This is a genomic window from Streptomyces ureilyticus (assembly GCF_011045025.1).
Classification (GTDB): domain Bacteria; phylum Actinomycetota; class Actinomycetes; order Streptomycetales; family Streptomycetaceae; genus Streptomyces; species Streptomyces ureilyticus.
In genome coordinates this window covers 1-12,685 of the sequence record NZ_JAAKZX010000247.1, presented here as the reverse complement: position 1 = coordinate 12,685, position 12,685 = coordinate 1, and the positions used below count along the sequence as shown (strand labels likewise).

At 70.3% G+C, this 12,685-nt stretch carries 12 protein-coding genes; 7 read left to right on the top strand and 5 right to left on the bottom strand.

The genetic code is table 11. The annotated features are described in order from the left end of the window. Nucleotides 1-497, bottom strand: a 497-nt coding sequence (locus tag G6048_RS41825; RefSeq protein ID WP_165344840.1) for a hypothetical protein, incomplete at its 3' end; no start/stop codon positions are given. Between the two features lie 659 nt (nt 498-1,156). On the opposite strand from G6048_RS41825, the gene G6048_RS41820 reads away from it, so the two are divergent. Together G6048_RS41820 and G6048_RS41815 are read left to right on the top strand one after the other, a co-directional pair. Beyond that, entirely contained in the window at nt 1,157-2,677 is a 1,521-nt protein-coding gene (locus G6048_RS41820; RefSeq protein ID WP_165344839.1) for a glutamate--cysteine ligase, read from the top strand. Nucleotides 2,678-3,304: 627 nt separating this feature from the next. Then, nucleotides 3,305-4,105: a CPBP family intramembrane glutamic endopeptidase gene (locus G6048_RS41815; RefSeq protein WP_165344838.1), complete on the top strand. Its 801-nt coding sequence runs from the start codon at nt 3,305-3,307 to the stop codon at nt 4,103-4,105. Between the two features lie 49 nt (nt 4,106-4,154). On the opposite strand, the gene G6048_RS41810 is transcribed toward G6048_RS41815, so the two are convergent. Next, nucleotides 4,155-4,964, bottom strand: a complete 810-nt coding sequence (locus G6048_RS41810; RefSeq protein WP_165344837.1) for a PhzF family phenazine biosynthesis protein — start codon at nt 4,962-4,964, stop codon at nt 4,155-4,157. A gap of 187 nt (nt 4,965-5,151) precedes the next feature. On the opposite strand from G6048_RS41810, the gene G6048_RS41805 reads away from it, so the two are divergent. Then, nucleotides 5,152-5,775: a PadR family transcriptional regulator gene (locus tag G6048_RS41805; RefSeq protein WP_165344836.1), complete on the top strand. Its 624-nt coding sequence runs from the start codon at nt 5,152-5,154 to the stop codon at nt 5,773-5,775. 118 nt (nt 5,776-5,893) lie between these two features. Here G6048_RS41805 and G6048_RS41800 read toward each other — a convergent pair whose 3' ends face one another. Continuing rightward, nucleotides 5,894-6,325 carry a type II toxin-antitoxin system Rv0910 family toxin gene (locus tag G6048_RS41800; protein WP_165344835.1) on the bottom strand — a complete coding sequence of 144 codons (432 nt, stop codon included), beginning with the start codon at nt 6,323-6,325 and terminating at the stop codon, nt 5,894-5,896. 306 nt (nt 6,326-6,631) lie between these two features. Here G6048_RS41800 and G6048_RS41795 point away from each other — a divergent pair, with 306 nt between their 5' ends. The 3 genes from G6048_RS41795 (at nt 6,632) to G6048_RS41785 (ending at nt 9,578) form a co-directional block, all read left to right on the top strand. Beyond that, nucleotides 6,632-7,174 (top strand): Clp protease N-terminal domain-containing protein, encoded by a 543-nt coding sequence (locus tag G6048_RS41795; protein ID WP_328828529.1) that lies wholly within the window; start codon nt 6,632-6,634, stop codon nt 7,172-7,174. Nucleotides 7,175-7,343: 169 nt separating this feature from the next. Beyond that, complete coding sequence (locus G6048_RS41790) at nt 7,344-8,348, top strand: EamA family transporter (RefSeq protein WP_206342793.1); 1,005 nt, start codon at nt 7,344-7,346, stop codon at nt 8,346-8,348. A gap of 207 nt (nt 8,349-8,555) precedes the next feature. Then, on the top strand, nt 8,556-9,578 hold the full coding sequence (locus G6048_RS41785) for a DMT family transporter (RefSeq protein ID WP_165344833.1): 1,023 nt from the start codon (nt 8,556-8,558) through the stop codon (nt 9,576-9,578). Here the strand turns inward: G6048_RS41785 and G6048_RS41780 are convergent. Further along, entirely contained in the window at nt 9,560-10,234 is a 675-nt protein-coding gene (locus tag G6048_RS41780) for a pyridoxamine 5'-phosphate oxidase family protein (protein WP_165344832.1), read from the bottom strand. The genes G6048_RS41785 and G6048_RS41780 overlap by 19 nt on opposite strands. A gap of 99 nt (nt 10,235-10,333) precedes the next feature. Here G6048_RS41780 and G6048_RS41775 point away from each other — a divergent pair, with 99 nt between their 5' ends. Further along, on the top strand, nt 10,334-11,665 hold the full coding sequence (locus G6048_RS41775; RefSeq protein WP_165344831.1) for an aminotransferase class I/II-fold pyridoxal phosphate-dependent enzyme: 1,332 nt from the start codon (nt 10,334-10,336) through the stop codon (nt 11,663-11,665). A 9-nt stretch (nt 11,666-11,674) separates the two neighbouring features. Here the strand turns inward: G6048_RS41775 and G6048_RS41770 are convergent, their stop codons facing one another. Beyond that, the gene (locus tag G6048_RS41770) at nt 11,675-12,607 is read right to left on the bottom strand and encodes a DMT family transporter (RefSeq protein WP_328828534.1); all 933 of its coding nucleotides are present in this window, start codon (nt 12,605-12,607) and stop codon (nt 11,675-11,677) included. Between the last annotated feature and the right edge of the window lie 78 nt (nt 12,608-12,685).

Sequence of the window (12,685 nt, the reverse complement as noted above, 5' to 3'; positions counted from 1 at the left end):
GCGATGCCGGGCGGGGCGGGCGCCAGGGGCACCAGGAGATCGGTGGCGGCGGGGTGGCCTTCGGCGCCGTCCGCGGTGCAGTCGCCGTGCAGCCAGAGCGTGAGCATGTAGAGCTCGGGTACGGAGAGCAGCCGGGGCTGGTACGACTGCGTCATGGACTCCGCCTGGCGCAGGGCGTGCTCGGTGGCCGTGACGTACGGACCCTCGAAGAAGTGGGAGAAGGCCCAGCCGTCAGGGGTCAGCCTGGTCTCGGCGGCTGCCACGGCGGACCCGCCGCAGCGGATGAGGAAGCGCCACCCGGCGAGACGGGTGGCCGAGGCGCCCGCCGGACTGATCCGGTCGAGCACGTGGACGGGCAGCGGGAGGTCGGGGGTGGCGGGCCCCTGAGCGTTGCGCAGGGACGGGGTCGGTGCCTCGCGGACGGCGGTGGGGGAACCGAGGGCCGTGAGGACGCTACGTACAGCGGGCGCGGGAGCCGGAGGGACATGCAGCGGCATGGTGGGTCGCCTCTCATTCGACAGGCACAGATGGCGCGAGGACGGGGGCGGACGACGCTGTCAGCACTCGTGGGCAGAGGGGCGGGGTTCCCGGCCTGTGGGCCACCGTGCCGCCTGTCGCGCGGCGTCTGGCGCGTACGCTCGCGAGGTTCCGCTGTCGCTTTGCGATCGCACACATCAGACGCTGCGCGGCTCACCACTAGGTGCATGGCGTCACTGTGACGACAGGTCCGGCGACCACGAGCGCCGACTCTCTGCCTCGTTCGAGAAGTTTATACGACGCACGTTCAGGCAGTGTTTCGTCTAGCCGTTGCGCAGATTAAGGGCCAGGCACAATTCGGTCGTCGATAAGTGCCTTTCATCCCGATTCTCTGTGGATGCCCGGCGGCGACCTCGGGATACCTCACCGAAACGGTCGGCCAAATGTCGTCGGCGTTTTTTACGAGACCGCAACTCATCGGAGAAGCGGTCATCGCCCGGCCGAAAACGGTGTTCTGCCTCATGCCGCGTGAATGTGCCCGAAGGGCCTGCGTTCAGGGTAGCGGCCGACAAGCCCGTCCAGGACGTTATCGATCGCATTGCCTGGGCATCATCCCCCGTGACTCGGGACACGTCAGCGGCCGGCTCGTCGGGCTGCCCAGTCGAGGAGGGACGCTTCGATGGGGGAGAAGGTCGAGGCAGCGTCGTTCGGCCTGTCCGATCGGCAGCGCTACCGCGGCAAGCTCCGGCAGTGCCTGGCGGGGCTTGAGCGGCTGTTGGCTCAGGAGCGGTTCGACCGCCCGAAGAACCTCATGGGCCTGGAGATCGAGCTCAATCTCGCGGGACCGGACGGCATGCCGCGCATGATGAACGCTCAAGTACTTGAACGGATCGCCAGTCGTGATTTCCAAACAGAACTCGCCATGTTCAATCTGGAAGTCAACATTGCCCCACACCGATTGGGAGGCCGGGTATTCGACCGCCTCGCCGAGGAGTTGCGCACCTCACTCGCATATGCCCATCGCAAAGCGAACGAGGTTGACGCGGGCGTCGTGATGGTCGGCATTCTGCCCACGCTCGCCCGCGACGACCTGGTCTCCGCGAACCTCTCCGACGTGGACCGCTACACCCTGCTCAACGACCAGATCGTGGCCGCCCGCGGCGAGGACTTCACGCTCGACATCGACGGCGTCGAGCGGCTCAGTTGTACGTCCGCGTCCATAGCCCCCGAAGCCGCCTGCACCTCCGTGCAGTTGCACCTCCAGGTCACGCCCGGCCGCTTCGCCGACGTGTGGAACGCGGCGCAGGCGATCGCGGCCGTGCAGGTCGCGGTCGGCGCCAACTCCCCGTTCCTGTTCGGCCGTGAGCTGTGGCGCGAGTCCCGGCCGCCGCTGTTCCTGCAGTCCACCGACACCCGTCCGCCTGAGTTGCAGGCCCAGGGCGTCCGTCCGCGCACCTGGTTCGGGGAGCGGTGGATCTCGTCGCCGTACGACCTCTTCGAGGAGAATCTGCGCTACTTCCCGCCGTTGCTGCCGATCTGCGACGACGAGGATCCGCAGCAGGTCCTGGACGACGGCGGCATACCCCGGCTCGGCGAACTCGTGCTGCACAACGGCACCATCTACCGCTGGAACCGGCCGGTGTACGGCATCGACGACGGCGTCCCCCATCTGCGCGTCGAGAACCGCGTCCTGCCCGCCGGTCCCACCGTCACCGACGTCATCGCCAACACGGCCTTCTACTACGGACTCATCCGCGCCCTCGCCGAGGAGGCCCGGCCCGTGTGGACGCGGCTGCCCTTCGAGGCCGCCGCCGCCAACTTCGACCACGCGTGCCGGTACGGCATCGACGCACACCTGCAGTGGCCGCGGCGCGGCCGTTACGGCGGGACCACGCGGATCCCCGCGGTGCAACTGGTGCTGGACGAGCTGCTGCCTCTCGCGGAGGCGGGCCTGGACGCGTGGGGTGTCGAGCCGGCCGACCGGGACCTCTACCTCGGGGTGATCGAGGAAAGATGCAGACGCCGGGTGAACGGGGCGTCCTGGCAAGCCAGTACGTTCCACCGGGCGCTGGAGACCGGCATGAGCCGGGAAGCGGCGCTGGCGGCCATGACGAAACGTTATTGCGAGCTCATGCACCTCGGTGAGCCGGTGCACACCTGGCCGGTGGGGCTGCCGGAGCCGGCGATCCCGCTGGGGTGAACCCCCGATCCGGCTTGGCGAAACCGCGATCAGGCGTGGCGATCCCGCGATCACACTGAGGCGGTCAACTCCGGCTGCCCGCCTGCAAGATGGCCTTGGGGCTCACTGAGTGGATCTCGGACGGGTCGGTGACGAAGTGGCCCGAACCGCCCGTCGCCCTCGCGATCTGTCGGCCTCGTGCTTGTCGGCAGCAGGGCTGACGGCGATCGCGATAGTCGGGCTTATACGGGGCGGCCGCGACCCCGAGGCGCATCGCGCTGTCCTGGCAGGTCGGGCGGAAGGACAGCAGTCCGCCTTCGATCGCCGCAACCGTGCCCCGGCGACGGAGGGAACGAGCACCGTCGCGATCGCCATCTTGCGGCGCCGGGCGCGTGGACGGGGGGCGGTTGTCCTCCTCCCGTGCCGGTCGGGCAAGCTGTGACGTCCCATGCGGTGGTGTCCTCCCCTGCTTGAGAGTGCGTGAGCCGTGAGCCGTACAGCGGCCGTATGACGTGGCTTGAAAGGGAGGTATGCCCCGTACGGCGTCCGTCCCCCGACGGCCTGGCGCGCGCGATCGTCGTAGCTTCTTTCGAGACCTCGGCGGGGCCAGGATGGGGATGAGGCGGGATTACACAACTGGAGGCACGTGTGCAGGCGGAGGCGGGGTCGATGGCCGATTCTTTTCCAGCGGAGCGGCCGACGCGGCGAATTTTCCGCGATGAGATGCTGCTCGTGCTCGGGGTGTCGCTCGGTGCGAGCGGGGTTTCCGCGCTGATCAGCTTTGTCGGCTCGGTGACGAAACCCGGGGGACTGAAGGATCAGGCGGCCAATCTGAACGCCTCGGCGGCGCCGGGGCGTCCATGGCTTGATCTGGCCTGGCAGTTGTTCGGGATCGCTTCGGCGTTGGTGCCGGTCGTGCTCGTCGCGCACCTGTTGCTCCGTGAGGGGGCGGGGCTGCGCACCATCGGCTTCGACCGGAGCCGTCCGTGGCCGGATCTGGGCCGTGGTGCGGCGATCGCAGCGGTGATCGGCAGCACGGGCATCGCCTTCTATCTGGCGTCCCGTGGCCTCGGTTTCAACCTCACCGTCGTGCCGGAATCGCTGCCCGACGTGTGGTGGAAGTACCCGGTACTGATTCTCTCCGCGGTGCAGAACTCCGTGCTGGAGGAGGTGATCGTCGTCGGGTATCTGCTGCGCCGGCTCGACCAGTTGGGCTGGACGCCGGGCGCCGCGCTGATGGCCAGCTCCGTGCTGCGCGGCTCGTATCACCTCTACCAGGGCATCGGCGGGTTCATCGGGAACATGGTGATGGGCGTCGTCTTCGTCTACCTCTACCGCCGCTGGGGCCGCGTCGGACCGCTGGTGGTCGCCCACTCGCTGCTCGACATCGGGGCGTTCGTGGGGTACGCGCTGCTGGCGGGCAAGGTGGGGTGGCTGCCCACCGCGTGAGCAGATGGGAAGGGGCGTACGAGGATCTCGTACGCCCCTTCTGTGCTGCTCACGCGTGCAGTTCGCCCTCGATGACGGTGACCGCGCGGCCCGTGAGCAGGGTGCGGTCGCCGTTGAGGCGGGTGCGGACCAGGCCCGAGCGAGGGGACGCCTGGAGGCCGGTGAGGTCGGGGCGGCCGAGGCGCTCGGACCAGTAGGGGGCGAGCGCCGTGTGGGCGCTGCCGGTGACCGGGTCCTCGTCGATGCCCATCCTCGGGAAGAAGCAGCGCGAGACGAAGTCATGGCCCTGTGACGGGTCTTCGGCGCGGGCGGTGGCGATGATGCCTCGCTCGGAGTGCCGGGCGAGGGCCTTGTGGTCGGGGCTGAGGCCCAGGACGGTCTTCTCGTCGGCCAGCTCGACGAGGAGGTCGCCGACGTTCGGGCCCGTGTCGTGGGCGCTGAGCGGTTCGGCGCCCAGGGCCTCGGCCAGGCCCGCCGGAACCTCGACCTGAGTGAGCGGCGCGGTCGGGAAGTCCAGCGTGATGGACCCGTCGTCGTTCGTGGTGGCGATGAGGACGCCGCTCCTGGTCGCGAACCGTACGGGCCCCTGGGCGGCGTCCGTGGTGGCCAGCACGTGTGCGGTGGCGAGGGTCGCGTGGCCGCACATCGCGACCTCGGTGACGGGCGTGAACCAGCGCAGTGCCCAGTCGGCGTCGCCGCCCTCGGGAAGGGGGTGGGCGAACGCCGTCTCCGCGTGGTTGACCTCCAGGGCCACGTTCTGGAGCCAGGCGTCGTCGGGGAAGGCGTCGAGGAGGAGGACCCCGGCCGGGTTGCCGGCGAAGGGGCGGTCGGTGAAGGCGTCGACGATTCGAATCCGCATGACGCTGACGCTAAGCGCGGATCGAAGCCGCAGGCCAAGGCCAATTCGGGGTGAGTGGACCGGAGACGGGCTGCTTCTGGGACGGGGGGCGGACGTGAGCGGTGTCGGGTTGGGGCTTGCCGGGCGAGCTATTCCGATATATCGTTGACGCATCGCGATCGATCAACGATGGAATGGAGTGATGGCGATGCGTTCCCATGGAGAGGAATTCGGACCGGGCTTTGGACCTGGTCCCGGACGTGGACACGGTGGACCCGGCCCGCACGGCCGGGGAGGTTTCGAAGGGCGCCGGGCCGCCTTCGGTCCCTTTGGGCCGGGCTTCGGCCCGGGGCCCTGGGGTGGCCGCGGCGGACGGGGCGGACCGCGCGGCAGGGCGCGGCGCGGCGACGTACGCGCGTCGATCCTGGCTCTGCTGAAGGACCGGCCCATGCACGGCTACGAGATGATCCAGGAGATCGCCGAGCGCAGCGGCGGGGCGTGGAAGCCCAGCCCCGGCTCGGTGTACCCCACCCTCCAGCTGCTGGAGGACGAAGGCCTGATCACCAGCGCGACCGAGGGTGGCAAGAAGCTGTTCTCGCTCACCGAGTCCGGCCGCACGGCGGCCGACGAGGGCCCGGAGGCTCCCTGGGAAGAGGCCGGGCGCGGGGTCGACTGGGAGGCGCTGAGCGATATCCGGCAGGCCGGTTTTGGCCTGATGGAGGCGTTCGGCCAGGTCTGGAAGACCGGCAGTAAGGAGCAGCGCGAGAAGGCGCTCTCCGTCATCAATGACGCCCGGAAGAAGTTGTATCTGATCCTCGCCGACGAGGACTGACGGGATGAGGGCCGATGATCACGGTCCAATGTCCGATGGCCTGCACGGGGGGTACTTCGCCGGCGAAGTACCCCCTTCGGCGTGCGTTGGGGGCGGCCGAGCCAGTGATGACGCGGCTCTAGGCGACCAGCCCGCCCAGTTTGCGCAGCGATTCGTTGAGGGCCGCCGTGGCCGAGTCCTTGAGCTTGCCCGCCATCAGTGAGACGGCGGCGCCGGTGAACTCCCCGTCGATACGGACCTTGGTGGCGGCCTCGCCGTCCGGTGTGAGCGTGTAGCGCGTGGCGACGGTCACGGACATCGGTCCCTTGCCGCGGATCGCCAGCGTACGGGCGGGCTCCAACTGCTCGATGGTCCAGTCGACTTCAGCGGGGAAACCCATCAGCTTCATGTGCTCCTCGAAGGTGCCGCCGACTTCGAGGACCTGAGGGCCGCCCTTGGGGAAGCTGGTGTGCGTGGAGTTCCACTCCTTGTAGGAGGAGAAGTCCGTGAGCTGCGCCCAGACCTTCTCGGCGGGCGCCTCGATCCGTGCTTCCGCGCTGACTTCGGCCATGCGACCACCCCTTCGTGTCAGGCGCTGCGCCGGGCGCAGCTACGGTGTCGCGGAACGTAGCCGCAGGAACCGCAACATTCAATACTGATGAACCGTCAGAAAATGGGGAGGCCTGGCGGATGTGCGCCGGGGCAGGGTGGTTGCGCGTGGGGCGCGAGGCAGGACAGCGCGCGCTCCGCCAGGGACAAGGGCGTGATGTCATCCGTAAGGAGGAGAATCCGCCTACGCCTGCCCAACCTGTGTCGGACGCGAAAATGCTTCCCGGCGAGGATGACTCGGCTACAAGGGACTGATGGGGTAAGGGATGTGCAACCCCGTATTCCCCGGCAGCAGGCCGCCGATCATGGCCTGAACCGCAGCATGGACATCGAGGCCGGGCTCAGTGAGGGCCTGGCGGCGGTGGTCGCCGGTGCGCGCAGAAGGGCGCTGCGGGACGGGGACCGGCAGATCGACACGGCGCACCTGCTGCACACGCTCCTGGAGTCTGACCCGGAGGCACGTGCGGTCGTCGACGACGGGCCCCGCATCGCGCGGCTGCTCGGCTATCTCGTGCAGCGCAGCATCGGCTACGGACTGCGCTGGCAGACCGGCGTGGAGGACTCCGGTGCCGTGCCGACCGTACGGGAGGACGGCTGGTCCCCGGTGGCGGCCGGTGCCATGGAACATGCGTGCACGCTCGCCGCGCGGCGTGGCGGCGATCCGGCGGACGGGATCGATCTGCTCGCGGCCATCGTCGCCGATCCCGAGTCCCGGGCCGTGGAGGTCCTGGAGCGGGCGGGGGTCGACGTTGCGACGCTACGGGCCCGTCTCGACGCAGCGATGGAGCCGGGCGTTGAGACGAGCCCGTAGCGTCGCAACGTATTGACCTTCCCCAACGCTCCCCTGGGCAGTCGCGGTCGGATCTCCAGGGTGTGCTGCGGGCGGTTTCCGAGGGTGCGTCCGCAGTCGTGCGCGTCCAGCCGTCGAGACAGGTGTCATCGGGGATGACGCTCCTGTCATGGCCTGTCATCATGTGTCGATGCGTACGTCTGAGAGCAGTCACGGCACCCGGAGAAGAGGCGTCGGGCTGAGCCTCGCGCTCGTGTCGGCGGTCGCCTTCGGGGGATCCGGTGTCGCGGCCAAGCCCTTGATCGACGCGGGCCTCGACCCGCTCCACGTGGTGTGGCTGCGCGTCGCGGGCGCCGCCGTGGTGATGCTGCCGCTCGCCGTCCGCCACCGGGGGCTGCTGCGTACGCGTCCCGCGCTGCTCGCCGGGTTCGGGCTGCTCGCCGTGGCCGGCGTGCAGGCCTGCTACTTCGCGGCGATCTCCCGGATCCCCGTCGGGGTCGCGCTGCTCGTCGAATACCTCGCGCCGGCGCTGGTTCTCGGCTGGGTGCGGTTCGTGCAGCGGCGGCCGGTGACGCGTGCCGCCGCGCTCGGAGTCGTCCTCGCCGTCGGCGGGCTCGCCTGTGTCGTCGAGGTGTGGTCGGGGCTGAGCTTCGATCTCCTCGGACTGCTGCTGGCCCTCGGCGCGGCCTGCTGTCAGGTCGGCTACTTCGTCCTGTCCGACCAGGGCGGCGACGCGGGCGATCAGGCCCCGGACCCGCTCGGCGTCATCGCGTACGGCCTGCTCATCGGCGCGCTCGTGCTGACGCTCGTCGCACGCCCCTGGGGCATGGACTGGTCGGTCCTCGGCGGCGGCGCGAACATGAACGGCACGACGGTCGCCGCCGGATACCTGCTGGTCTGGATCGTGCTCATCGCCACCGTTCTCGCGTACGTCACCGGCGTGCTGGCCGTGCGCCGACTGTCCCCGCAGGTCGCCGGCGTCGTGGCCTGCCTCGAAGCGGTCATCGCGACCGTCCTCGCCTGGATCCTGCTCGGGGAACACCTGTCGGCGCCGCAGCTCGTGGGCGGCGCGGTGGTGCTGTTCGGCGCGTTCATCGCGCAGTCGTCGACGCCCGCCAAGGGCTCGGACGGGCCGGTGACCAGTGGTGGAGGCGACTCCGAAAAGGAGTTGTCGGCGCGGGGCAGCGCCACCTAGGCTGCCGATCATGCATTCGGACGTACTCGTTCTTCCTCCCCCGGCCGCCTGAGGCGGGCCCTCCGGAATCCACGCCCGGCCGTCGGCCGGGCGGAACGGTGCTGCCCGCAGACGAAGTCCGAGGACCTTCCACGCGCCGCTGTGCTCTGCGCTGAGCTTCGCGCGTGACGTGGTCCTTTCCGAACTGCGTATCTGCGGAGAGAACACGTGTCGAATGCTGCTTCCGGCCTGCCCATCGGGCGAGGCCTCCTCTATCTGACCGTCGCCGGTGTCGCCTGGGGCACCGCGGGCGCGGCCGCCTCGCTCGTCTACCGGGCGAGCGACATGGGCCCCATCGCCCTGTCGTTCTGGCGCTGTGCGGGCGGACTGCTCCTGCTCCTCGCCGCCCGGCTGCTGCGGCCCCGGCCGCGTCGCACCGACCGGCCGCGCCTTCGTCCTCGTACGACCCTGATGCGGATCGGGATCACCGGTCTCGGTCTCGCCATCTTCCAGACCGCGTACTTCGCCGCCGTCGAGGCGACAGGGCTCGCCGTGGCCACCGTCGTCACCCTCGGCGCCGGCCCCGTGCTCATCGCGCTCGGAGCGCGGCTGACCATGGGGGAGCGACTCGGGCGGGGCGGAACCGCCGCCGTCATCGGGGCGCTCGCCGGCCTCGCGGTGCTGATGCTGGGCGGCGAGGGCGCGACAGTGCGGCCCTGGGGTGTGGCGCTCGCGCTCGTGTCCGCCGCCGGGTACTCCGTGATGACGCTGCTGACCCGGTGGTGGGGGCGTGACGGCGGGGCCGACGCGTCCTCCACCACCCTGGGCGCGTTCGCCGTCACGACGCTCTGCCTGCTGCCCTTCGGCCTGACTGAGGGCCTGGTGCCGCACACCGCCGAACTCGCCCAGGTGGTGGCCCTGTTGACGTACATCGCCGCCATCCCGACCGCCCTCGCATACGCGCTGTACTTCGCGGGAGCCGCCGTCGTCCGCTCGGCCACCGTCTCCGTGATCATGCTTCTGGAGCCGGTGAGCGCGGCGGTACTGGCCGTGGGGCTGCTCGGCGAGCGGCTCACCGCGGCGACGCTCGTGGGTACGTTGCTGATGCTCGGGTCGGTCGCGGGGCTGGCGATGGCGGAGGTGCGAGACGGGGCGGAGAGGATGCGGGAGGCGCCTGAGGCATTCGAGTCACCTGAGGCATTCGAGTCACCTGAGGCGCCCGAGGAGGAACCTCAGAGCATCGTCAGGTAGTCGGGCAGTTCGACGCCGGGGGCCAGATCGTCGGCCGGGACGGGGGTGCCGTATCCCTTGTGGAGCGGCACCACTCCGGTCCAGTGCGGCAGGCCCAGGTCCTCGGGATCGTCGTTGGGGCCGCCCGTGCGGAGCTTGGCGGACACCTCGCCGAGGTCGAGTCGGAGTACGGCGGTCGCGGCCAGTTCCTTGGCGTTGGCGGGCCGGGAGTCCGCCGAGCGGCCCGCGACCACCTGGTCGACGAGGGTGTCGAGGGCCGTGCGCTTCTCGTCGGGGTCCGTCACCTGGTGGGCGGTCCCGTGCACCACCACAGAGCGGTAGTTGAGCGAGTGGTGGAAGGCCGAGCGGGCCAGCACCAGACCGTCGACATGCGTGACGGTGAGGCAGACCGGGAGCCCCGGGTCGGCCTTGCCCGCCATCCGCAACGGACGCGAACCCGTCGAGCCGTGCACGTACAGGCGCTCACCGATCCGGCCGTACAACGTGGGCAGCACGACCGGTGCTCCGTCGCGGACGAAGCCCAGATGGCAGACGTACCCCTCGTCGAGTATCGAGTGCACCGTCTCCTGGTCGTACGCCGCTCGATCGCGGGAGCGGGTGGGGACGGTGCGGTCGGTCGGGGTGTAGGCGGCGGGCCGCGGGGCCGTGTGCGTCATGGTGCTCTCCAGCTCTCCGTGTCGTTTGTGTGCTTCGGTCGCTCGCGTGCTCGGCGTGCGCGCTTGCCAGATGTATTGCACTAGTGCATAATCTGCTTTGTGCTAGGAGAGTATCGGATCGAAGGAAGGCGTGCAGCCGAGATTGCCGGCAGCGTCGAGCGCGCGGTGGGCGCGGGAGGCCTGGAGCCCGGTCAACTGCTGCCACCCATGCGGGAGTTGGCGGCCGAACTGGGCGTGAATCCCAATACCGTCGCGGCCGCGTATCGCACGCTGCGGGAGCGTGGGGTCATCGAGACCGCGGGTCGGCGCGGCAGCCGCGTACGCCCCAAGCCCGTCACGACGGCCCGTGAGCTCTCACGCCTGGAGGTACCGCCCGGGGTGCGCAACCTGTCTGAGGGGAACCCGGATCCGGCCCTGCTGCCCGCACTCACCGAGGCGTTCGCGGCGGCAGCGGCCCACGCGGACCGCGAGCCGATGCTCTACGGACAGGCCGCCGTGGAACCGGAGCTGGCGCGCCTCGCACGCGCGGACCTGGACGCGGACGGCGTGCCGGACGGGCCCGTCACCGTCACCTCCGGAGCACTCGACGCCATCGAGCGCGTACTGGCCGCCCACCTCAGGCCCGGGGACGCGGTCGCCGTCGAGGACCCCGGCTGGCGCAGCGTCCTCGACCTGGCCCCGGCACTCGGGCTGCGTACGCTCCCGGTCGGCGTCGACGACGAAGGGCCGCTGCCCGACGACATACGGGGTGCGCTGCGCGCGGGTGCCCGTGCGCTGATCGTCACCGACCGCGCGCAGAACCCGACCGGTGCCGCCGTGAGCGCCACGCGCGCGCGTGCCCTGCGTTCCGTGATCGGCGAGCATCCCGAGACCCTGCTCATCGAGGACGACCACGGTCATCGCATCGTCGACCTGCCCCTGCACCCACTGGCCGGAGTCACCCACCACTGGGCCTTCGTGCGCTCGGCCGCCAAGGCATACGGCCCCGACCTGCGGCTCGCCGTGCTGACCGGCGACCCTGTCACCGCCGACCGCGTCCAGGGCCGCCAGCGACTGGGGCCGGGGTGGGTGAGTCATCTGCTGCAGCAGGCCGTTGTGCGGCTGTGGGCGAGCGGTGCGGTGGATGTACGGGCGGTGGCGGCCGCGTACGGGCGGCGGCGCGAGGCGCTGATCGGCGCGCTCGCGGAGCGCGGCATCGAGGCGTACGGGCGCAGCGGGATGAACGTGTGGGTGTCCGTGCCGGACGAGACCGGTCCCGTCGCACGGCTGCTGCACTCCGGCTGGGCCGTCGCGCCGGGCGCCGGCTTCCGGGTGAACTCGCCGCCCGGCCTGCGGATCACCGTCTCGACGCTCGCGCCGCAGGACATCGGGCCGCTCGCGGACGCGGTCGCCTCCGCCATCGACCAGGCGCCCGCGCGCCGATACGTCTGAACGCGCGCCCTATGCCTGCGACTTGGGCCTGGACTGCGTGAGAGCCGCACCCGCCAGCACGATGGCCGCGCCCACCGGTGTCGACCAGGTCAGCGACTCGCCGAGGATCGCGACGCCCGCGGCGGTGGCGATGACCGGGATGAAGTACGTGACCATCTGAGCCGTGGTCGGGCCGACCTCGGCGACCAGGCCGTACTGGACGAGCATGGCGACACCCGTGCCCAGCGCGCCGAGTGCGACGGTCGCGAGCAGGGGCAGGACCGCGAAACGGTTCGGCAAGGTGGTGAACAGTGGCGTGACCACGGCCAACTGGGCAGTTGCGAGCAGGAGTTGGGCGCCGGCCAGCGAGAGGTTCGAGTGGCTGGAGCCGGCCAGGGTGCGCCGGAGGTAGATCCAGCCGATCGGGTAGCTGAGCGAAGCCAGCAGGGCCATCGCCGTGCCAGTGGCGTCCAGGCCTTGGAAGCCCTGCCAGGCGCCGAGCACCGTGAGCACGCCGAGGAAGCCGATGCCGAGACCGGCGACCCTGCGGCGGGTGGGGCGGTCCTCGGAGAGGGCGACCAGTGACAGGGCCATGCCCCACAGGGGCGAGGTCGCGTTGCAGATTCCGGCGAGCGTGGACGGGATCGTCAGCTCGGCGTACGCGAAGAGGGAGAAGGGGAGGGCGTTGAGGAAGAACGCCGTGACCGCCAGATGTCCCCAAGTCCGCGTCCCGCGCGGCAGCCGCTCGCGCTTCCAGGCAAGCGCTGTCGCGAGCACCAGGGTGCCGAACACCAGCCGCCCCAGGGTCACTTGGAAGGGTGCGTAGCCTTCTGTGCCGACCTTGATCAGGAGGAAGCTGAAGCCCCAGATGAGGGAGAGGAAGGCGAAGCGGAGGCGCCAGTCTAGGGACCGGCGGTCGCCGACCACGGCCTTGACGTTGTCGAGGTTCTGGCCGGAGGCGATCGCCAGTTGCGCAGAGACCTGCTCGTTGCGCACGGCGGAGAGCTTCAGCTCCTTGGTGTCCTTGCCCTGGATGGCGGT